The organism is Thalassospira indica, from assembly GCF_003403095.1.
Lineage (GTDB): Bacteria > Pseudomonadota > Alphaproteobacteria > Rhodospirillales > Thalassospiraceae > Thalassospira > Thalassospira indica.
On sequence record NZ_CP031555.1, the window covers coordinates 844122 to 866117 of the forward strand.

General features: G+C 55.9%; 20 protein-coding genes. 8 read left to right on the forward strand and 12 right to left on the reverse strand.

What is annotated here, in order from left to right; genetic code table 11:
• Window positions 1-95: 95 nt before the first annotated feature.
• The 3 genes from lysA to argH are packed head-to-tail and all read right to left on the reverse strand — an operon-like array spanning window position 96 to window position 2922.
• Window positions 96-1367, reverse strand: coding sequence for a diaminopimelate decarboxylase (lysA, locus tag DY252_RS04085; RefSeq protein ID WP_064787529.1), 1272 nt, complete (start codon window positions 1365-1367; stop codon window positions 96-98).
• A complete protein-coding gene (gene lptM, locus DY252_RS22105) occupies window positions 1364-1510 on the reverse strand; it encodes an LPS translocon maturation chaperone LptM (RefSeq protein ID WP_165374891.1) in 147 nt (48 codons plus the stop codon). Before lptM ends, lysA begins: the two co-directional genes overlap by 4 nt.
• A complete protein-coding gene (argH, locus tag DY252_RS04090; RefSeq protein ID WP_064787528.1) occupies window positions 1507-2922 on the reverse strand; it encodes an argininosuccinate lyase in 1416 nt (471 codons plus the stop codon). The genes lptM and argH overlap by 4 nt, the downstream gene beginning before the upstream one ends.
• Window positions 2923-2953: 31 nt before the next feature.
• Between argH and DY252_RS04095 the strand changes: the two genes are divergently transcribed.
• On the forward strand, window positions 2954-3514 hold the full coding sequence (locus DY252_RS04095) for a TlpA disulfide reductase family protein (protein ID WP_064788247.1): 561 nt from the start codon (window positions 2954-2956) through the stop codon (window positions 3512-3514).
• A 17-nt stretch (window positions 3515-3531) separates the two neighbouring features.
• On the opposite strand, the gene rbsK is transcribed toward DY252_RS04095, so the two are convergent.
• The 8 genes from rbsK to DY252_RS04135 form a co-directional block, all read right to left on the reverse strand.
• Window positions 3532-4455 carry a ribokinase gene (gene rbsK / locus DY252_RS04100; RefSeq protein ID WP_064787527.1) on the reverse strand — a complete coding sequence of 308 codons (924 nt, stop codon included), beginning with the start codon at window positions 4453-4455 and terminating at the stop codon, window positions 3532-3534.
• Between the two features lie 149 nt (window positions 4456-4604).
• Complete coding sequence (gene xylB, locus DY252_RS04105) at window positions 4605-6071, reverse strand: xylulokinase (protein WP_064787526.1); 1467 nt, start codon at window positions 6069-6071, stop codon at window positions 4605-4607.
• A gap of 160 nt (window positions 6072-6231) precedes the next feature.
• Window positions 6232-7119, reverse strand: coding sequence for a 3-hydroxybutyryl-CoA dehydrogenase (locus DY252_RS04110; protein WP_064779860.1), 888 nt, complete (start codon window positions 7117-7119; stop codon window positions 6232-6234).
• A 68-nt stretch (window positions 7120-7187) separates the two neighbouring features.
• Complete coding sequence (locus DY252_RS04115) at window positions 7188-8123, reverse strand: electron transfer flavoprotein subunit alpha/FixB family protein (RefSeq protein WP_064787525.1); 936 nt, start codon at window positions 8121-8123, stop codon at window positions 7188-7190.
• Window positions 8124-8138: 15 nt separating this feature from the next.
• The gene (locus DY252_RS04120) at window positions 8139-8888 is read right to left on the reverse strand and encodes an electron transfer flavoprotein subunit beta/FixA family protein (RefSeq protein ID WP_008889166.1); all 750 of its coding nucleotides are present in this window, start codon (window positions 8886-8888) and stop codon (window positions 8139-8141) included.
• A gap of 252 nt (window positions 8889-9140) precedes the next feature.
• Window positions 9141-9713, reverse strand: coding sequence for a cob(I)yrinic acid a,c-diamide adenosyltransferase (locus DY252_RS04125; protein WP_064787524.1), 573 nt, complete (start codon window positions 9711-9713; stop codon window positions 9141-9143).
• Window positions 9714-9759: 46 nt separating this feature from the next.
• Window positions 9760-9954 (reverse strand): twin transmembrane helix small protein, encoded by a 195-nt coding sequence (locus DY252_RS04130; protein ID WP_008889168.1) that lies wholly within the window; start codon window positions 9952-9954, stop codon window positions 9760-9762.
• A gap of 105 nt (window positions 9955-10059) precedes the next feature.
• Window positions 10060-12006 (reverse strand): sigma 54-interacting transcriptional regulator, encoded by a 1947-nt coding sequence (locus DY252_RS04135; RefSeq protein ID WP_064787523.1) that lies wholly within the window; start codon window positions 12004-12006, stop codon window positions 10060-10062.
• Window positions 12007-12217: 211 nt separating this feature from the next.
• Here DY252_RS04135 and DY252_RS04140 point away from each other — a divergent pair, with 211 nt between their 5' ends.
• The 7 genes from DY252_RS04140 to DY252_RS04170 all read left to right on the forward strand — a co-directional run bounded on the left by DY252_RS04140 (window position 12218) and on the right by DY252_RS04170 (window position 19658).
• On the forward strand, window positions 12218-13684 hold the full coding sequence (locus DY252_RS04140; protein WP_064787522.1) for a CmpA/NrtA family ABC transporter substrate-binding protein: 1467 nt from the start codon (window positions 12218-12220) through the stop codon (window positions 13682-13684).
• A 1-nt stretch (window position 13685) separates the two neighbouring features.
• On the forward strand, window positions 13686-14516 hold the full coding sequence (gene ntrB, locus DY252_RS04145) for a nitrate ABC transporter permease (RefSeq protein WP_064787521.1): 831 nt from the start codon (window positions 13686-13688) through the stop codon (window positions 14514-14516).
• A gap of 11 nt (window positions 14517-14527) precedes the next feature.
• The gene (locus DY252_RS04150; protein ID WP_064787520.1) at window positions 14528-15436 is read left to right on the forward strand and encodes an ABC transporter ATP-binding protein; all 909 of its coding nucleotides are present in this window, start codon (window positions 14528-14530) and stop codon (window positions 15434-15436) included.
• Between the two features lie 37 nt (window positions 15437-15473).
• Entirely contained in the window at window positions 15474-15914 is a 441-nt protein-coding gene (gene cynS / locus DY252_RS04155; RefSeq protein WP_064787519.1) for a cyanase, read from the forward strand.
• Window positions 15915-16106: 192 nt separating this feature from the next.
• Window positions 16107-16811: a glutathione S-transferase N-terminal domain-containing protein gene (locus DY252_RS04160; protein ID WP_064787518.1), complete on the forward strand. Its 705-nt coding sequence runs from the start codon at window positions 16107-16109 to the stop codon at window positions 16809-16811.
• A 103-nt stretch (window positions 16812-16914) separates the two neighbouring features.
• Window positions 16915-18081 (forward strand): adenosylhomocysteinase, encoded by a 1167-nt coding sequence (locus DY252_RS04165; protein ID WP_064787517.1) that lies wholly within the window; start codon window positions 16915-16917, stop codon window positions 18079-18081.
• 239 nt (window positions 18082-18320) lie between these two features.
• Window positions 18321-19658 carry a ferredoxin reductase family protein gene (locus DY252_RS04170; protein WP_064787516.1) on the forward strand — a complete coding sequence of 446 codons (1338 nt, stop codon included), beginning with the start codon at window positions 18321-18323 and terminating at the stop codon, window positions 19656-19658.
• Window positions 19659-19746: 88 nt separating this feature from the next.
• Here the strand turns inward: DY252_RS04170 and DY252_RS04175 are convergent, their stop codons facing one another.
• Entirely contained in the window at window positions 19747-21837 is a 2091-nt protein-coding gene (locus DY252_RS04175; RefSeq protein WP_064787515.1) for a methyl-accepting chemotaxis protein, read from the reverse strand.
• Window positions 21838-21996: the final 159 nt, after the last annotated feature.

Below are 21996 nucleotides of genomic sequence, written 5' to 3' on the forward strand. Positions count from 1 at the left end.
CGCAGGTTATTTTTATCGGCGAAGTCAAAAAAAGGGGCGGCAAGCATTTTGCCAGCCGCCCCGAAAGCGTTAAAAACCGAAACGGAATGCCGGTCTTATGCGTTGCTGAGCCAGGAGGGTACCTGATCCATGTTGATCAGATCGTCAATTTCCTGACGCGGGCGGACGATGGCAAAGTTGTTGCCCTTGACCAGTACTTCGGGTGTCAGCGCACGGGTGTTGTAGGTCGATGACATGACCGCACCATAGGCCCCCGCCGACATGACAGCGACCAGATCACCGGCCTTGAGGTCATCGGGAAGGTCGCGGTCCTTGCCAAAGGTGTCACCGGTTTCGCAAACCGGACCGACCACATCAACCTTGACCAGCTTGTCACCGTCAGTCTGTTCATCGACCGGGATGATTTCGTGATAGGCGCCATACAGTGTCGGGCGGATCAGGTCGTTCATCGCGGCATCAAGAATGACAAAGCGTTTGGCTTCGCCGTCTTTTATATACATGACGCGCGACACCATGATCCCGGCATTGCCAGCAATCAAACGGCCCGGTTCGAGCGTGATGTGGCAACCAAGATGGCCCACGGTTTCGCGCACCATCTGACCATAGGCGTCGGGAAGCGGCGGTGTTTCGCCCTGATAGGCAATGCCAAGTCCGCCACCGAGATCGAGATTGCGGATATCGATGCCCTCAGATCGCAGCTGTTCGACCAGCCCGGCCAGACGTGTAAATGCCTCGCGGAACGGGGCCAGGTCGGTCAACTGGGAGCCGATATGCATGGCGATCCCGGTAACCTCGATGCCATCCATGGCTGCGGCTTCACGGTAGACCTCGATCGCGCGGGTCCAGTCGATGCCGAATTTGTTTTCGGCCTTGCCGGTGGCAATCTTTTCGTGGGTTTTGGCATCGACATGCGGGTTGACGCGCAAGGCAATACGGGCCTTTTTGCCCATGTCGATGGCAACACGGTTAAGCTCAACCAGTTCGGGGATGCTTTCGACATTGATCTGGGCAATGTCGGCGTCAAGGGCTTCGCGCATTTCGGCATCGGCCTTGCCAACGCCGGAAAAGATGATCTTGGCCGGGGGCATGCCCGCACGAAGCGCACGGCGCATTTCACCAACCGAAACAACGTCCGCACCCGCACCAAGATTGGCGAGTGTTTTCAGGACTGCCTGATTGGAGTTTGCCTTAACAGCAAAGCACACAGTGGCATCAAGGCCGTCAAAGGCGTCGGCATAGACCTTGTAATGGCGTTCCAAAGTCGCGGTCGAATAGCAGAAGAACGGGGTTCCGACCTTGTCAGCCATTTCCCGGATCGAGACGCCTTCGGCGTAAAGTTCGCCGTTGATATATTCAAAATGGTTCATTGGGCCGGGTAATCCCTTGGATATTCATAACCTTTGTCGGTCGGCGGTTCGAGCGGGCCTTTTTTGCCGCACGCCGCAACTGAAAGCCCCAACATGATGGCAAGCGTGATGACGGTGCCGCGTTTCAACAGGTTGCTGTTCATCTGAGGAACCTTTCCTTTGCGGCCGCAACGGATTCCTTGACCCGGACCGGGGCGGTGCCACCAAAGCTTTGGCGGGCGGCAACCGATGCCTCGACTGTCAGCACGTCATAAACCGCATTGGTGATCTTGGGTTCGATGCCTTGCAGGTCCTCAAGCGACAGCTGATCAAGATCGCAGCCCTTGGTTTCGGCAAGCTTCACGGTCGCGCCAACAACGTGATGCGCATCACGGAACGGCATGCCAAGTTCGGCCACCAGCCAGTCGGCAAGGTCGGTGGCGGTGGTGTAACCCGCACCGGCAGCCGCACGCATGTTGTCGGCAAACACCTTCATGTCGGCGATCATGCCGGTCATGGCGGCAACACACAGACCAAGATGGTCATGGGCCTGGAAGACCGGTTCCTTGTCTTCCTGCATGTCCTTGGAATAGGCGAGCGGCAGGCCCTTCATCGACAGCATCAAGCCGTTATAGCAGCCAACAATACGCCCGATTTTCGAGCGGATCAGTTCGGCCGCATCCGGGTTGCGTTTTTGCGGCATGATCGATGAGCCAGTCGAGAATTTGTCAGACATGCCGATAAAGCGGAACTGGGCCGAGCACCAGATGACCATTTCTTCGGCCAAGCGCGACAGATGCATGGCAGCAATTGATGCGGCATTGAGGTATTCAAGCGCAAAGTCACGATCTGATACCGCATCAAGCGAGTTCGCCGTCGGGCGATCAAAGCCGAGCGCACTTGCCGTCATGTGGCGATCAATCGGATACGGCGTACCAGCAAGGGCCGCAGAGCCCAGCGGGTTTTCGTTAATGCGCGTGCGGCAATCGGCAACACGCCCGCGATCACGGCCAAACATTTCGACATAGGCCAGAAGATGATGACCAAAGGTGACCGGCTGGGCGGCCTGCAGGTGGGTGAAGCCCGGCATGATGGTTTCAGCATGGGTTTCAGCCTGTGCAATCAGGGCTTCCTGAAGGCCTTTGAGGCCGACCTCAAGATCGCCAAGCGCAACGTCACGGACCCAGAGTTTGAAGTCGGTCGCGACCTGATCATTGCGCGAACGTGCGGTATGCAGGCGACCGGCGGCCGGGCCGATCAGTTCGCGCAGGCGGCTTTCGACATTCATGTGGATGTCTTCAAGGGCGGCGGAGAATTTGAATTCACCGCTCTCGATTTCTTGAAGAATCTGGTCTAGACCGTTGGTGATCTTTTCGCCATCTTCAGCAGGAATGATGTTCTGCTTGACCAGCATGGCGCAGTGGGCCTTCGAGCCCTGAATGTCCTGGGCGTAAAGGCGCTTGTCAAAGCCGATGGAAGCGTTGATTTCTTCCATGATGGCTGACGGGCCTGCTTCGAAGCGGCCGCCCCAAAGGGAGTTTGCGTTTTTCTGGTCAGTGGCGTTTTGATCGGTCATCGTGATCCGCAGTCTTGGAAAGGTGGGTGTTGTGAAAGCATTGCTTCGTTACGTAAAACTTGGCGTGATTGTCGCCATCTCGGGCATTTATGCAACCCCTGCCTTTGCTGATACGCAATTCCCGCAAGAACTTTCAAAGATGGTTATGCCATCCGAAGGGGGTTCTTTGCCCGAAGATCTGGCGTTTGTCGATGAAAATGGCAACGAGGTCACCTTTAACAGCCTGAAAGGACAGGTTGTTCTGGTCAATCTGTGGGCGACATGGTGCGTGCCATGCGTCAAGGAAATGCCCGATCTGGATCGCCTGGCAGTCGAAATGGCCGATAAGCCGTTCCGGGTTCTCGCACTTAGTCAGGACCGCGGCGGGGCGGATGCCGTCCGCGAATTCTTTGAAACCAATGGAATCGAGAACCTAGATATCGTTCTTGATCCCCGTGGGGCGATTGCGCGCCAGATGGGGGCACGCGGCCTTCCGACCAGTTTTGTCTATGACGCCAACGGGGATCTTCGCGGCAAGCTTGAAGGCATTGCGCGTTGGGATGCGCCAGAGGTCATCGCCTATTTCGATCAGTTGATTGATCAGACGTCCTGAGCGCAAGGGACACAGTCTTAGGCGTTGCCTTCGATCAGCGACAGAACATCGGCAAGGCGGGGTGCGGCCTCGGCAGCACCATTGTTGGTGGTGGAAAGCGCACCGGTCGCACAGGCAAAGCGCACGGCATCCTTGAGCGGCTGACCACCATGCAGGGCCACAGCCAGCCCGGCATTAAAGCAATCGCCTGCGCCCACCGTATCAACCGTGTTGACCACAAAGCCCGGAACCATGCCGGTTTGCCCGCCCGATGAATAGAACGCACCATCACCGCCCATTTTGATGATGACGGTTTCCGGGCCCATGTCATGCAGCTTGATGCTGGCGCTACTGGCGGTGGCCTCGTCCACCGGATCAATACCGGTAAGGGCCAGGCATTCGCTTTGGTTCGGCGTGACGATATGGGTCAGGGCCAGCAGGTCGCGCATGACGACCAGATCGGCGACCGGGGCCGGGTCAAGAATGACCTTTGCATTGCCTTCACGGGCATATTTGATCGCGCAGTCAATGGCCACCACCGGACATTCAAGCTGCAGCAGCAGATAATCACAGTTGCGCAGGAGTTCCTGTTTTTCATGAAGGTCGGTTCGGGTCATGGTCATGTTGGCCCCGCCCACGACCGTGATCATGTTTTCACCCGCCTCATCAATCGAGATCAGGGCAATGCCGGTTTGTGCTTCGTCGGCAACGATCAGGTTGGTGGTATCCAACCCCTCGGTGGCAAGGGTTTCGATCAGTTGTTTGCCCAACATGTCATCGCCAAGCTTGGAGATGAAGACAGGGGAAACACCAAGTCTGGCGACGGCAAGTGCCTGATTGCATCCTTTGCCGCCCGGTCCGGTCTTGTAAGCCCGGGAGGAAACCGTTTGTCCCCGAACAGGAAGCTTCGCCACACGGGCCGCAAAATCAAAGTTCGAGCTTCCAACAACTGCAATCGTCATAATCGTCCGCGTTTATAAATGAATTCCACTAAGTTAATGTTGTTCTCAGATCAGGGGTTTAAAGGGCGATGTCGCCAAAATCTGTCGAGATCATCAAAATGTTATGGATCCACGCAACAGCCGGTCTGCCTGATCAGGCGATCAGACGGTCAGTCAGGGGTGAATTCGTCTGACAATGCAGCGTAAATGCGCTGGAATTTGGCAAAGCGCGGCTGGTAGGCATCATGGCGGGTCAGATCAGGTTCAATCACTTCTTCGATTGCGGGTTTGACGCAAACGTCTGCAACCGGTTCTTTGGTCAGGGCCAGACGGGTCAGTCTGGCAGCACCAAAGGCCGGGCCCTTGGTCGCGCCTTCATAGCGGGCAAGGGGCTTGCCCAGGATATCGGCGATCATCTGGATCCAGTAGCGACTGCGGGCACCGCCGCCGATCACACCGGGCAGGTCGCACCGGGTTCCGGCCTTGTGCAGACGGGATTTTGCATCGCGGAGGGCAAAACCGACCCCTTCGAGCACCGCCTGAACCATGGTTTCGCGGTCGGTATCGCTGCCCAGACCAAAGAATACGCCCCGAGCATGCGGATTGTTGTGCGGGGTGCGTTCGCCGTTGAGGTAGGGCAGGAACAGGATATCAGATGGGGCGTCGTGTTGGGCCTCTACCTGGTTGAGCAATGCGCTAATGTCGGCCTCGCCCAGAAGGTCGGCCGCCCATTTCAGGCAACTGGCCCCGTTAAGCAGGACCGCCATCTGGAACCAGTGGTCCGGGATGGCATGGGCAAAGCTGTGCAGGAGTTCTTCGGGCTTGGGACGGTATTTGTCCGAGGCGACAAAGATCTGTGACGAGGTGCCCAGCGAAATGAAGCCATCGCCATGGGAAACCGCCCCGACCCCGATGCCACCGGTTGCCGCATCACCGCCACCCCCGGCAATGATGACGTCGTCCCGCATGTCCCAACGGTCGGCCAGTGTTGCGCGCAGTGTGCCGGTAACGTCCGATCCCTCGACCAGATGCGGCAGTTGATCGCGGCTCAAACCGCAAGCTTCGATCGCACTTTGGTTCCAGCTTCGGCTTTGTTCATCAAGCCAAAGCGTGCCCGCGGCATCCGACATTTCGGTGGCCTTGTCGCCTGACAGGCAAAAGCGGATGTAATCCTTGGGCAGGAGGATGGTTTTGATTTTGGCAAAAACATCGGGTTCATGTTTTTGCAGCCAGATCAGTTTGGGTGCGGTCATGCCCGACATGGTGGCGACACCCGCCCGTTGGCCCAGATCAGGCAGGACGGCATCAAGTTCAGCGCATTCGCGGGTTGCGCGCCCATCATTCCACAGGATCGCCGGGCGGAGTGGCTTGTCATCCGCACCCAGCAATGTTGCGCCATGCATCTGACCCGACAGGCCGATTGCACGGGTTGCGGCGATTGCCGACGGGTTCTGGCGGTGCAAGTCATCGATGGCGCGCAGGGTTGCGTCCCACCAGTCGGTAGGGTTTTGTTCGCTCCAGAACGGTTTGGGGCTGGATACGCGTAAAGGGGCATCCGCCTCGGCAAGGGTGACCGAGTTTTCGTCAATCAGTAGTGCCTTGACTGCCGATGTGCCGACATCAATTCCGAGATACATGTTCGGACGGCCTCCAGAACCGTTTGATTTTTCCCGACATCATGATTGCGCGGGTTAGAGCAAGGTCCATTCCAGATGGTTGAAGCACGGAATGCAACAAAAAAAGCCGCTGCGGGGCAGCGGCTTTGATGTCGTAACGTCAGTCCTGGCGTGCAACCGCTTAGCGGGTCGGGGTCGGCTCGTCGCCGCTATAGTCATAGAAGCCACGGCCAGCCTTGCGGCCAAGCCATCCGGCTTCGACATATTTGACCAGAAGCGGGCACGGGCGATATTTGGTATCGGCCAGACCATCATGCAGGACATGCATGATCGACAGGCAGGTATCGAGACCAATAAAGTCTGCCAGTTGCAGCGGGCCCATCGGATGGTTCGCACCCAGACGCATCGCGGTATCGATGGACTCGACATTCCCCACGCCTTCGTAAAGGGTGTAGATCGCCTCGTTGATCATCGGAAGCAGGATGCGGTTGACGATAAAGGCCGGGAAGTCTTCGGCGCTGGCCGTGTCCTTGCCGAGCTTTTTGGTCAGTTCATGAATGGTGCGATAGGTGGTTTCGTCCGTGGCAATACCACGGATCAGTTCCACCAGTTTCATCAGCGGCACCGGGTTCATGAAGTGCATACCCATGAACTTCGCCGGGCGGTCGGTATAGGACGCCAGACGGGTGACCGAAATCGATGAAGTGTTGGTCGCGATGATCGCTTCCGGGCCGAGCACCGGGCACAGAGCCTTGAAGATCTGTTTCTTGATCTCTTCATTCTCGGTTGCCGCTTCGATGACCAGGTCACAGTCAGACAGGAAGGTATATTCCGTTCCGGTTGAGATCAGTTTCAGTGCCGCATCTTTTTGCGCTGCGGTAATGATCTCTTTTTTGACCTGACGGTCCATGTTCTTTTCCATCACGCCGATGGCCTTATCAAGGGCATCTTGCGAGATGTCGAGAATTCGGACGTCGTAACCGGCCAGTGCGATCACATGTGCAATACCGTTGCCCATCTGACCGGCGCCGATTACGCCAATGGTTTTGATATCTTCCAACGAAGCCATTTGTTCCCCACTCGTCCCCAAGGGTCAAAACAAGAGTATGCGTTGCCTTGACCCTAAAGGGGATCAGATTATTTGTCGAGTTCGCTCGCCAGAGCGGGAAGGGCCTCGAACAGGTCACCGACAAGTCCGTAATCCGCTACCGAGAAGATCGGCGCCTCTTCGTCCTTGTTGATCGCGACAATGACCTTACTGTCCTTCATGCCGGCAAGGTGCTGAATAGCACCCGAAATGCCTACAGCAATGTATAGCTGCGGTGCAACAACTTTGCCGGTTTGGCCGACCTGCCAGTCGTTGGGGGCATAGCCCGCATCAACCGCAGCGCGAGAAGCGCCAATTGCCGCGCCGAGTTTGTCGGCAATCGGTTCGATCAGGTGGAAGTTTTCACCCGAACCCATGCCGCGACCGCCAGAGATGACGATGCTTGCAGCGGTGAGTTCCGGACGTTCCGACTCGGTCAGTTCCTGACCAACGAAGGTCGACTTGCCAGCATCAGATGCAACAGCAACGTCTTCGATGGATGCAGAACCGCCTTCGGCGCCGACCGGATCAAAGCCGGTGGTACGGACAGTGATCAGTTTCAGGCTGTCTGCCGACTGCACGGTTGCCATGGCGTTACCGGCATAGATCGGACGGACAAAGGTATCGGCATCGACAACATCGGTGATGTCGGAAATCTGTGCGACGTCTTTGACGGCGGCAACGCGTGGCATGAAGTTTTTGCCAACGCTTGAGGCGGGAACGAGAACGTGGCTGTAGTCCCCGGCCAGATCGGACACCAGGCCTGCCATGTTTTCGGCAAGGAAGTGGCCATAGGCTGCGTTGTCTGCGAGGAGAACCTTGGAGACACCTTCGACCTTGGCAGCGGCTTCGGCAACGGCCTTGCAGCCTTCGCCAGCCACGAGAACGGTGATGTCGCCACCGATTTTCTGAGCAGCAGCAACGGTGTTAAGCGTGCCACCCTTCAGTTCGGTATTGTCGTGTTCGGCAATAACAAGAATGCTCATTTGATGGGTCCCCGCTTAGATTACTTTTGCTTCGTTGCGGAGCTTGTCGACAAGCTCTGCGACGTCGGCAACTTTGACACCTGCCTGACGTGCTTCCGGTTCGGAAACTTTCAGGGTTTTCAGGCGCGGCGCGGTATCAACACCAAGGTCGGCCGGGCTCAGGGTATCGAGCGGCTTTTTCTTGGCTTTCATGATGTTCGGCAGCGACGCGTAGCGCGGCTCGTTGAGGCGCAGGTCGGTGGTAACGATTGCCGGAAGATCAATCTTGATGGTTTCAAGACCACCGTCGATTTCACGCGTGACATCAAGTTTGCCGTCAGCAACGACAACCTTGGACGCGAAGGTGCCCTGCGGCCAATCCAGCAATGCGGCCAGCATCTGACCGGTCTGGTTGGCATCATCGTCAATTGCCTGTTTGCCGAGGATCACGAGATCCGGGCTTTCCTTGGCAACGACTTCTTTCAGAAGCTTTGCAACAGCCAGCGGCTGGAGTTCGTCCTCGGTTTCAACCAGAATGCCGCGATCGGCACCCATGGCGAGGGCCGTGCGCAGGGTTTCCTGGCACTGTTTAACGCCGAGCGACACAGCAACCACTTCGGTGGCGGTGCCCGCTTCCTTGAGGCGGATGGCCTCTTCAACGGCGATTTCGTCAAACGGGTTCATGGACATCTTAACGTTGTTCAACTCAACGCCAGACTGGTCCTGTTTGACACGGATCTTGACGTTGTAATCCACAACGCGCTTAACGGCGACAAGAACCTTCATGACAGACCTGTTCGTTTTTGTTGTCGAAACTGCGGGTTTGCTCCCTGCCAAGGCAGTTTGCTTCGGCCCGCATGGTAATGTTTTCCCCGCGACGCACAATAGGTAGTGCTACGCAGGTTGTCAATTTACGTAAAGGTGTTGACGTTAACGACAACTACTTCACGAAAATCTCGATGCCCTTCGCCGTCTTGATACGGCAAAAATCCGCAAGGGAACAAGGATTTTGTCCGATAATCTTGTTATCACGTCAGTTTATCGGGTTAGCCCGGGCTTCCAGAGAACATCATCCTTGCCGCCATTGTTGGCTTGGCGGGCCAGAACAAACATGTGGTCTGACAGCCGGTTGATATAACGCACCGCCTCGGCATTGATGGTCTCGACACCGGCCAGCTCAACAATCAGGCGTTCGGCCCGGCGCGAAACTGTGCGGGCGACATGCAACTGTGCGGAAAGCGCGCTGCCGCCGGGCAAAACGAATGATTTCAGCGGATCAAGGGCTTCGTTGATCTGATCAATCTCGGCCTCAAGGCGTTCGGTTTGCTTGGCGGTAATGCGAAGGGCGGGCCGTTCGGGGTTATCATCGCTGCCATCGCCCGGTGTGCACAGATCAGCGCCGAGATCGAAAAGATCGTTCTGGATTCGGGCCAGCATCTCATCGACGTCGCCATCTGCATGCAGGCGGGCGACACCAATCACGGCATTGGTTTCATCCACGGTGCCATAGGCCTCTACGCGCACATCATTTTTGGCAACGCGCGTGCCATTCCCAAGGGCGGTTTTGCCCTTGTCACCGGATTTTGTATAGATACGAGTCAGTTGAACCATGTGCCGTCCGTAATCCTGGTTTGTGTGTTCAAGGCATATGCCTGGCTTAGGAACCGACCGCCATCAGCGACAGGATGAAAAGCAGCAACAGCGCCAGACCCTGCAAAAGGACGCGCATTTGCATCAGTTTGTTTTGTTTGCGCGCATCCTTGCCACGTGCCATCGAAACGATGCCCATGATCAGGACCCCGGCGACAGCTGCCATCGCAAGCAAAACACCAATCTGTAAAAAACCAGCCATTCCTGTTTCTTCCCTGTTTCTGCCTGCTGACTTATACCGCGCCCGGCGGCGACATGCTGCGCCAAATGGACGCAACAGGCAACCAGACGATGGCAATTTTGGCAATTAGTCGATGGTTTCGTTTGCCACAAAGCTGCGACGGTCGATTTTGAATTTCTTGATACGCGAGGCCAGCGTGGTTGGTTTGATATCCAGAAGGGCCGCCGCACCATTTTCGCCAAAAACCTTGCCCTTGGTCATGGTCAGCGCATGGATGATGTTGTCATATTCGGTCTGGCGCAGCTCACCCCGGGTCAGAACGGTTTTTTCCGGTTTGCTGTCAGGCTCTGTCGCCGGCGCTGCCAATTTGCGGCTGTCGCGCGCGCCCTGTTCGGGCAGATCAAAATGCAGCTTGCCGTCATGGGCGAGGATGGCTGCGCGTTCGATGACGTTTTCCAGTTCGCGGGCATTTCCCGGCCAGCCATAGTTTTGCAAGGTACGGACCTGCCCCTTGGTCAGTGTTGGCTGCGCGATATTAAGGCGCTGACAGATATTGCGCAGGAAGTGCGATGCCAGCGGCGGGATATCATCGGGCCGTTCACGGAGTGGTCGGCATTCAATGGGGAAAACGTTGAGACGGAAATACAGGTCTTCACGGAAGCGTCCTTGACGGACTTCTTCCTTAAGATCGCGGTTGGTGGCGGCAATCAGGCGGACATTGACCTCGCGTGTGCGTTCTTCGCCGATGCGTTCGAACTTCTGATCCTGCAAAACACGCAGCAACTTGCCCTGCAATTCCAGCGGGATTTCCCCGACTTCATCCAAGAACAGCGTGCCACCATCGGCCAGTTCAAACCGCCCGACACGATCGCGCACGGCACCGGTAAAGGCACCGCGGACATGGCCGAAAAACTCGCTTTCAAACAGTTCATGCGGGATTGCCGCACAGTTCACGCGCACCAGAACACGATCAGACCGCGCGCTGGCCTGATGGATGGCGCGTGCAATCAGTTCCTTGCCCGTCCCGGATTCACCAGTGATCAGAACGTTGGCATCGGTGGGCGCGACAAGATCAATCTGTTTAAGCGCACCCTGAATGGCATCGGACTGGCCGATGATTTCATGGTGGTTGTTGGTTGAGAGGATTTCTTCCTGCAGATAGGCGTTTTCAAGCTCCAGCCGTTCACGCAGGCGGTCGACCTCGGCAAGGGCAGCGTGCAGCTTTTCCTCGGCGATTTTACGTTCGGTGATGTCGCGAAAAACAATCACCGCCCCGATCACCAGCCCATGGTCACGGATCGGGGTGGAGGTATATTCCACCCGGATCGGTTTGCCGTCGCTGCGCCAGAAGACCTCGTCATCGACGCGCCTGACGATACCTTCGCGAAAGGCGTTGTAAATCGGGCATTGTTCGGCGTGATACGGGTCGCCGTTGACGTGGGAATGGTGGATGATCGAATGGATTTCACGACCAACCAGTTCCTCGGCCGTCCAGCCCAGCATACGTTCGGCCGCCGGGTTGACGAATGTCGTGATCCCGTCGCTGTTGACCCCGTAAATGCCTTCGCCAGCCGCACCCAGGATCAGCTGGTTTTCGCGTTCGATTTCGCGGAAAAACCGTTCGGCACGGCGCCATTCGGCGATGCCTTCGCGCAGGTAATCATCGGCCTCAGAGTCCACATCGCGGCGATGGCGGGCATCGAGATCGGAAATCGTGACGGTCAGATAGTCTTCGCCGTCCAGAATGAGCGGCCGCGCTTCGTGTTCAAGTTTCAGTTCGGTGCCGTCGGGGCGGGTCAGGTCGAGCCCGCGGGTCCAAGCAAATCCGTGATAAAAGGCGGCCTCGCTAAATACGACCAGACTGGGTACCTGACCTTTGTGCAGCGCACTCATCGAGGTTACCAGAAGCTCTTCAATGCTGCGCCCCAGCAGGTTGGCAGCGGCCTGATTGGCAAAGACAATCCGGTCCGTTTTGGGGTGAATCAACAAGGTTGGATGGGTGTGGGCGAGCAATGCCTGCAAATGCAGGTTTTCAATCATCACCGGTAGGGGATTGATTTCACTGATCCTCATCACACACTCCTACGAAATATCGTAATATTTACTACGATATTTCGTGAATTACGATTTTTCGTATGTGGTTAGCGTCTCACTCAAAGGCGCAAGAGTCCAGCGTTTTCAACGAAAAATGACGCATTGCACAAAATGGCACGCCCGTTGCTGTAGGGACTGTGAACATCTGGTGCTGCCTTTCTGGCGGCGTAACAACACAGGGGGTGATCACATGTCAGTCAAAAGTCTGGGCAATCCATTTAGTGGCGATACCGATCTGCGTCACAGCAAATCATGCGGCTGTGATGTCTGTTCGTCAAAAGATGGGCATACACCTGCATCACATAAAGACCATGACCATGGCGTAAAACACGATTTGGCCAGCATGCCGGCCCATAGTGATATGGGCGATATGGATGCCAAAACGCCGGAAAGCAGCGAAGAAATGCTTGATCGTGCCATCGACAGCGCGATTGTGCGTTCGGTGTTTGGTCATAACGACATTTCGCGTCGTTCGTTTGCCAAGATGGTCGGCGGCAGCACCATGATGGCAGCCCTTGCCTCGGTCCTGCCAATCGACAAGGTCAAGGCCGCCATCCTTGATGATCTGGGCACGCCGGAAAAATCCAAGCTTAATATCGGCTTCGTGCCGATCACCTGCGCAACGCCGATCATCATGGCCCAGCCGATGGGCTTTTATGAGAAATACGGTCTTGATGTTGATGTCATCAAGACAGCCGGTTGGGCTGTGGCCCGCGACAAGTCGCTGAACAATGAATATGACGCGTCGCACATGCTGACCCCGATGCCGCTGGCGATTTCGATGGGGGCCGGGTCAACCGCAACGCCGTTCCTGATGCCAGCTGTTGAAAACATCAATGGTCAGGCGATTGTCCTGCATAACGATCACTTGGACAAACGTGATCCCAAGCAGTGGAAGGGCTTCAAGTTCGGTGTACCGTTCGAATATTCGATGCACAACTTCCTGCTGCGCTATTACGTCGCCGAGCATGGCCTGGACCCGGACAAAGACATCCAGATCCGTGTCGTTCCGCCGCCCGAAATGGTTGCAAACCTGCGTGCCGGTAACCTTGACGGTTATCTGTCACCCGATCCGTTTAACCAGCGTGCGGTTTGGGAAAAGATCGGCTTCCTGCACACCCTGACCAAGGATATCTGGGAAGGCCATCCGTGCTGTGCATTTGCATGTTCCAAGGCGTTTTCCGAAGAACTGCCGAACACCTATGGCGCGCTTTTGAAATCCATCGTGGATGCGACCCAGTACGCCGCCAAGGCGGAAAACCGCAAGGAAATCTCGGCTGCGATTGCACCGGCCAACTATCTGAACCAGCCGGTTCCGGTGATTGAGCAAGTCCTGACCGGCCGTTATGCCGATGGTCTGGGCGAAGTGAAAAACGTGCCGGATCGCATCGATTTCGATCCGTTCCCATGGCACTCGATGGGTGTCTGGATCCTGACCCAGATGAAACGCTGGGGCTATATCGAGGGCGATGTCGATTACAAGAAGATCGCCGAAGAAGTCTATGTCGCGAGCGATTGCGCCAAGATCATGAAAGAGCTTGGCTATGAAGCGCCGACCGAGACTTACAAAAGCTATACCATCATGGGCAAGACGTTCGATCCCGATCAGCCTGAGGCCTATGTCAACAGCTTTGCCATCGGCAAAGGGGTAAGCTGATATGCTGGCATCGCTCAATGCCAGGGCGTTGGTGTTGTCACTTGTCCTTCTGGCGGTCTTCCTTGGTCTTTGGGAGGCCGCCAGCCCAAAACAACAACTCGCTGGCGAACTTACGGAATATGAACTTCTGATGGGCGGGGCAGAGCCAAAGGCCGCTGTGCCGCCCCCCTCGGACGTGATCGCCAAGGCATGGGAAGAGCTCAGCAACCCGTTCTATGACGCCGGTCCCAACGACAAGGGCATTGGTATCCAGATCGGTTATTCGCTTTATCGCGTGTTGAGCGGCTATTTCCTTGCTGCGGCAATTGCCATTCCGGTCGGGTTCCTGATCGGGATGTCGCCCCTGATGTACAAGGCGCTTGATCCGTTTATTCAGGTCCTTCGTCCGATTTCCCCGCTGGCATGGATGCCACTTGCGCTGTTTGTCATTCAGGACAGTCAGGCATCGGCGATCTTTGTCATCTTTATCTGTTCGATCTGGCCGATGTTGATCAACACTGCCTTTGGTGTGGCCGGGGTTCGCAAGGACTGGGTCAATGTCGCGCGTACCCACGAACTTGGCCCGTTTAAAACCGCCTGGATCGTCATTCTTCCAGCGGCAGCGCCCACCATCCTGACCGGCATGCGGATTTCAATCGGCATTGCGTGGCTTGTGATTGTCGCGGCCGAGATGCTCGTGGGTGGGACGGGGATTGGCTACTACGTCTGGAACGAATGGAACAACCTTGATCTGACCAGCGTGGTGTTCTCGATCCTGATGATCGGTGTTGTCGGCATGTTGCTTGATACCGCGTTTGCCTATTGCGCACGTCTTGTGCAGTACCAGGAATAAGGAGACCTGATATGTCGACACCATTCCTGAGTTTGCAGAATCTGAGCAAACGTTTTCAGGCCCCTAAGGGCGGTGAAGCCCTGACGGTGTTTGAAAACGTCAATCTGGGGATCGAGAAGGGGGAGTTTGTTTGCATTATCGGCCATTCCGGCTGTGGCAAATCGACCATCCTCAATATCCTTGCGGGTCTTGATGAACCGACCGAAGGGGCGGTCATCATGAATGGCAAGGAGGTTTCGGGTCCAAGTCTTGATCGCGGGATCGTCTTTCAGAACTATTCCCTGCTGCCATGGTTATCAGCGCTTAAGAACGTCACCTTTGCCGTTCAGGCGCGATACAAATCCTGGAGCAAGAAAAAGGTTCACGACCATTCGATGAAGTATCTGGAAATGGTCGGGCTGGCTGGCGGGGCGGAGCTTCGCAAGCCATCGCAATTGTCGGGCGGCATGCGTCAGCGTGTGTCCATCGCACGTGCCTTTGCGATCCAGCCGGAATTGCTGCTGCTTGATGAACCGTTCGGGGCCCTTGATGCCCTGACCCGTGGCAGCATTCAGGATGAATTGATCCGCATCTGGTCGGGATCGGATCAGACAGTGTTCATGATCACCCATGACGTGGATGAGGCCATCCTGTTGGCGGATCGTATTTTGCTGATGACCAACGGGCCCTATGCGCGTGTCGCAGAATCGGTTCAGGTCGATATCCCGCGCCCGCGCGAAAGGGCCAACATCATCCACCATTCCGACTATTACGACATCCGAAACCACCTGGTCGAATTCCTTGCCACCCGTTCCAAGGAACTTGCGGGCAAGCAGGAAGACGGCGTTGTGGCCGAGCCATCCGTTGTGCGCTTTGGCGCACACGTCGTGATTTCCGATCAGAAAGACAACCGCAAACCGGCCACCAGCCGGGTGGAATAAACCAACCGCACGCTGATTACTTAGAAGGAGAAAAGCTGTGAAAAAAGCAGATGTCAAAGAAATGATCATCGAAGCCAAAAAGGCCAAAGGCCTTGGCTGGGAAGAAGTTGCCAGCAAGATCGGCATGTCGCCGGTATGGACGACTTCGGTCTGTTTTGGCATGAATTCCGCGCCAAAGGACAAGGCTGACATGCTGGTTGCCCTGTTTGACCTGTCGCCCGAAGCATCGGCTGTCATTCAGGAATGCCCGATGAAAATCTGGGATCAGGCGGTGCCGACCGATCCTGCGATCTATCGCCTGTATGAAATCGTCGGTGTCTACGGCGAAACCATCAAGGAAATCATCCACGAGAAATTCGGCGATGGCATCATGAGCGCGATCGACTACGAAATGTATATCGAGCGCAAGGAAGACCCGAAGGGTGACCGGGTTGTCATTACCCTTGATGGTAAATTCCTGAAATACCGCGCCTGGTAATCAAAGCCAATTGCTGGTTCGCAGTCACTTGGTACGAGCAGTCGCAGTAAACGAAACCGGCCTGTGTCGCGCAGGCCGGTTTTGCCATTCTCCGATCCGGAAACAATAAGTTGCCAGATTGCCGGTGGCGCATTTGTGATGATGGCCTAAATGTTATGGTCAACAACACATTGACTTGGAAAGGGCTTTATCATGGCTGATCTGTCGAGCTTCGACATTACCAAACGCTGGCCTGCGAAGAATTCAGACGTTATCCAGCTTTATTCCCTGCCGACGCCCAACGGGGTGAAGGTTTCGATCATGCTCGAAGAAACCGGTCTGGAGTATGAGCCGCATCTGATCAATATCGGCGAAGACGAAACCTGGACGCCGGAATTCCTGTCGCTGAACCCGAACGGCAAAATTCCGGCAATCATTGATCCGCATGGACCGAATGGCAAACCGCTTGGTCTGTTTGAATCGGGTGCGATCATCCAGTATCTGGCGGAAAAAACCGGCAAGTTGTTGCCTGTCGATCCGGCCAAACGGATCGAGGCGATCCAGTGGGTGTATTTCCAGATGGGCGGGCTTGGTCCGATCTTTGGCCAGCTTGGCTTCTTCCACAAATTTGCCGGCAAGGAGATCGAGGACAAGCGTCCGCTGGATCGGTATCGCAATGAGTCCAAGCGCCTTTTGGGTGTGCTTGAAACCCGCCTTGAGGGCCGTGACTGGATCATGGGTGATGAATACAGCATTGCCGACATTGCGTCGCTTGGCTGGGTGCGCAACCTGATCGGTTTTTATGACGCGGGTAGCCTTGTTGATTATCACGAGTTCAAAAACGTTCCGGCGTGGCTGGAGCGTGGTCTTGATCGCCCGGCCGTTCAGCGCGGACTGAACATTCCGGCCCGCGATTAATCCCCGCTGATTTTGACCGGATGGAGACAAATGCTTTTCATCCGGTCAGGCTGGCCTTAATTAGGAGGGCATTCATTGTCCCACGAAGTTAAGAGACCAATTCATGACCAGCCGCATCAAGGACGCCGCCCTTGCCCAACAGATCACTGACGAGGCCCTTGCCTGGCGCGAGGTGATTTGTCCGGTGACGGCGAAATACGGAAACTATGTCGCCAAGCGTGATCTGCGCGACAAAACCATCGTCAGTTTCCAGCACGTTCTTGAAGACACCATTCCCACCTTGCTGCCGTTTGTGAAGGCCGGCGCCAGGGTCAAGGTTGGCGCATGTAACCCTGATAGTACTGATGATGCGGCCGCCGCCTACCTTGCCGCCCATGGGGTCGAGGTCCATGCCTTTTCCGGCATGACGCCCGATGAATACGCCCAAAGCATCGATATCCTGTCGTCCGAGCCCGCTGACATCATTGCCGATATGGGCGGGGAGCTGATTGAGGCGTTTGTCAAAAAAGGTCACAAGGTCGACGGCGCGCTTGAAGCGACCACGACCGGTGTGCACCGGGTTGAGAAGCTTGATTATTCCTTCCCGGTGTTTAACTGGAACGATATCGCGATCAAGGATCGCCTGCATAACCGCCACCATGTGGCGCAGGAAATGTGGCCGGTCTTTTCGAATGTTACGGGGCTTGCACTGTATGGGCGCACGGTTCTTGTGATCGGCTTTGGCCCGGTCGGGCGTGGTGTGGCCGAACGTGCGCGCAATCTGGGTGCGGTGGTATCAGTCGCCGAACGCGATCCGGTCCGCGCCCTTGAGGCGCAGCATCATGGTTGCCGGGTTGTCAGCCTTGAAGATGGCCTGAAGGAATGCGCGATCATTGTCACCGCCACCGGCCTTTCCGGCATTCTGGGCGAGAAACAAATCAAACAGTGCCGTCGCGGCGCGATATTGGTCAATGTCGGGCATTCCAATACCGAGATCGATGTCAAATGGCTTGATACCCAGACGCGCACGAAAATGCGCCGTCATATCGAACGGTTCGAGCTTGTTAACAGCCGCGAGGTTTATCTGCTGAACCGGGGTAGCTTGTTGAACCTGGCACCGGGTATGGGGGGATCGGGCAAGGATCTGTTTGATCCGTTTTCGGCCATTCTGATCCGCGGCATCGACTGGCTGGCATCGGGCGGGGCGGCATCCTTCAAACCGGGCTTTTATGCCTATCCGGAAGATGTCGAACGCGAAATCGCCGAGGCGATCCTGCAATCGCACAGCTAATGACCAGTCCGGAATAAGGGGTGTCCGAACAGGGGCACCCTTTGATCGCTTTTCACTTAATGCGGGGGCAAGTTGCTGAAATTGAAAATCTTTTGCAGCTCCCCTGATACGATTTGATACATTTTTCAGGGGTTTCCGGGATAATTTAACGAAAATTATTTGTTTAAATCAAAGCGTCGAATGGCGCGTGTTGGTATTGTTATTTCACGGGCCTTTAATGGATTTTCAGGAACCAGCCCATGAAAAACATCACGCGCATATATTTTGGAACGTTGCTTGGTCTTTCCGCCCTGTGGTTGGCGGTTAATCCTGATATTTTTGCCGTTCAGGACTTTGTCGGTTTTCGGAACCTGATGGTTCAGTATTCCGGGTTTCTTGCCTTTGGCATGATGAGCCTGATCCTGTTTTTGTCGATCCGCCCGGTGTGGTTGACACGCCGTTTGGGCGGGTTGGACAAGGCGTATCGTTTGCATAAATGGCTTGGCATTACGGTGCTGGTGGTGGCGACCATGCATTGGGCGTGGCGGATGGCACCGAAATGGGCGGTGGCGCTTGAACTTCTTGAACCGCGCCGGCGTGGGCCACGTCCGGACGGGGCGGGCATGCATTGGGCGCAGTCGTTGTTTCTTGAATATCGCGGGCTTGCGGAAAGTATCGGTGAGTGGGCGTTTTATAGTGCAGTTGCCCTGATCTTGGTCGCGTTGATCAAGTGCATTCCATATCGCTGGTTTGCCAAGACACATACGGTTCTGGCGGTGATTTATCTGGCGCTGGTGTTTCACAGCATCGTCTTGCTTGATTTCACGAACTGGGCGACGCCGGTTGGTTGGGCGTTGGCAGTGATGGTGCTGGTGGGGTCGGTATCGGCGATCCTTGTTCTGCTGGGACAAATCGGTGCCGGACGCCGATCCACGGGCGAGGTTGTCGAAGTCGATTATCTTCCTGAGATGCAATCACTTCAGATTTCGATCAAATCCGATGGCGGATGGAAAGGGCACCGTGCCGGGCAATTCGCCTTTGTCCGTTTTGGCAACAGCAACGAACCGCATCCATTTACCATTGCATCCGCATGGCAAGATGGCGTTTCGGGACTGACGATAATCGCCAAGAAACTAGGCGATTATACCAACACGCTTTACGAGACCCTGAAGCCGGGCGACCCGGTTGCACTTGAAGGTCCTTATGGCACCTTTACGCTGCAGCGTGATCAGAGCCATCAAATCTGGATTTCCGGCGGTATCGGATTAACACCGTTCGTTGCCTGGCTTGAGGATCTGGTGGCCAATCCAATGAGGCGCGAGATCGATTTCTATCAGGTGGCACCGCATTGCGATGGCAAGCTGATGGCGCGGATCAAGGATTTGTCGGCGCGCGCCGGGGTGCGGTTGCATGAATGGCGTGATGCCCGGGATGGTTTCCTGACGGGCGAAAGGCTGCGCGGCGATATTGCGCATTGGCAGAAGGCCGGTGTGTGGTTCTGCGGGCCAAGCGGCTTTGGGCAGGCGATCAAGGACGATCTGGTCGCGGCAGGATTGCCAAGCCGGGCCTTCCATCAGGAGCTGTTTGATTTCAGATAAGCACCAAGAGTTCCGAAAAAAAACGGGCGGTTCGTGATTGAACCGCCCGCTTTTCGTTTGTTCGTTATCAAGAGTGGTTCGGGTACGCCTAGGATTTGTACCCGATCCGAAGATTGCCCCACTGTTCGCCATTGACGATGATTGGAACGTCGCATTCCTTCATGAAGACGACGCTGTTGCCCATGTCGCGGAAATAGGTCTGGAGCAGGTGGGGCTTGGTATTGCGCCCGGCCATCAGACCGGCACGGTCATCAAAGATGCGCCGGTTGCGGCAATTGCCCATGTTCCAGGCGGGTTCGCCCGGTCTTTGCGGTTGGCTGTAGACCTTGTTGTGGGTAGGCAGATAGCCGTTGGTATCCACCCCGGCGGCAAAGACGATATGTTCGTCCTTTGCAAGAATGGCTTCTTGCAGCGGGGTGAAGTTGCGGTCGGTAAAGGGCACATACGGCGTCATGAACTGCTTGGGATCGGTGCCGTCAATCGGCTCGTAGCGGGTGTTGAACAGATCATCATGGGTGAATTCGTGACTGCGCAAACCGCCTTCAAGAACCTTGCCCAACTCGCCGGCCAGTTGCTTGCCGAGATCGGCAATCTTGGCGTCATGTTCGTGGGTTTTCTTAAGCAGTCCCAAAATGACCTTGGTTGCTTCGTCGTCGATTTCGGTGAACTGGATGTGGGTTCCGAGTGTCGAGTATGCTTTGACCGTCCCCTTAAGCCGAGTGCCATCGGTCATCGTGATCGTGATTGCTTTGTTGCGGTCATCTTCGCTGGCATCAATACGCGCAAGCAGGCCGGCAAGCGACATGTCCGCCGTCACACCTTGGCGCACATCACCATTGCCAAAGTCGACCTTGATATCAACCGCAATCGGAACCCGTTCTTCGTGACGGCGATTGGTGTTGTCTGCACTGCGCAGAACCATGCGGAAGCGCGTTTCCATCTCGTTGATATCATTGCGGATATTCGAAGACAGAATGCGAAGGTTTTCCGCCGTCTGGCTGGCATTGTGCGACTTGTGGCTGGCCAGTTCGATGTCGCCGGAAATGCCCTGCATGTGGGTGGAAACTTCCTGCGCACTTGTCGAGATTTCGGCAATGGCAGCTGTTTGTTGTTCGACCGATGCCGAGATATCGCTTGAAAGCTGGCTGACTTCGTCAATCGCGCCACCGATGCCCTCAATCGCGGTGACCGCCTCGGATGTGGCGCCCTGAATCGCGGTAATCTGGGCGTTGATATCAAGGATGGCTTTTTCGGTCTGGGTGGCGAGGTTCTTGACCTCGTTGGCGACCACGGCAAAACCCTTGCCGGCGTCGCCGGCGCGTGCGGCCTCGATCGTGGCGTTGAGTGCCAGCATCTTGGTCTGATCAGAAATGCGTTTGACGATATCAACAACCTTGCCAATCTCGGTCGCGGTTTCCGACAGGCTGCCCATTGTGGTGGATGTTTCCTGGGCGCGGGTGACGGCCTGACTGGCAATGTCATTGGTTTTATGAATACGTTCGGCAATTTCGTGGCTGGATGCCTGCAACTCCTCGGTCGCGGATGCCACGGTGGCGACATTGCTGCTGGCGACTTCGGTGGTGGCAGTGATGCGCTCTACCAGTTGGGAAAGCTCGCTGGCATCACTTTCCATGGCCTGCGCCACATCATTGGTGCGCCCGGCCTGGAAGCCAACCTCGGAAATGATGTTGTCGGTTTCACGTTCGATGATTTCCGACATCGACTGGATTTCAGAGGCGGAACGCTGGTTGGCCAAAACGGTCTGGCGCGCCGATATCAGGCTGCCCATATCCGCCATCAGCAGGCATCGCGCCGCATCAGCCGCCCCAGTGCCGCCCTTGGACCGCGCAGCAAGCGTTGCGCAAAGTGCTGAAACCTTGTGGTAGGCCAGTACAATGTGATCAGGAGCCAGTCCGATGACCGCATTGGCCAGAACGTGCTCATTAAAGCATTGGTTGAATGCATCAGGGCTGTTTGCGTTGATCAGCGTTGCAAAACGTCGGGACAGTTCGGCAACATGATGTTGCGGATCACTTGGCGCAGCACTGCTTTGGCCGATCCCCAAAAGTTCGGTGACCAGATTTTCTGCAAGCTGTTCTCCATGTTGCGCAAACAATTCCGAGGCGGCATTTATACGCGCATAGATTGTACTTTCTGGCATTGCAGAGCTGTGATTCATTTGCCATTCTCTCCCTTATTCCCGGCGGACCTTTTAGCCCGATTTTTTTCACAGACTTTCAGTGGTCTGCGTGTGCTTTTGGGGAGTGTATCACTACTGGTAAGTCCAAAATATATCATACTTTAGGTTGATATGGAAAAAGGCCCGCCAGTGTCGGCG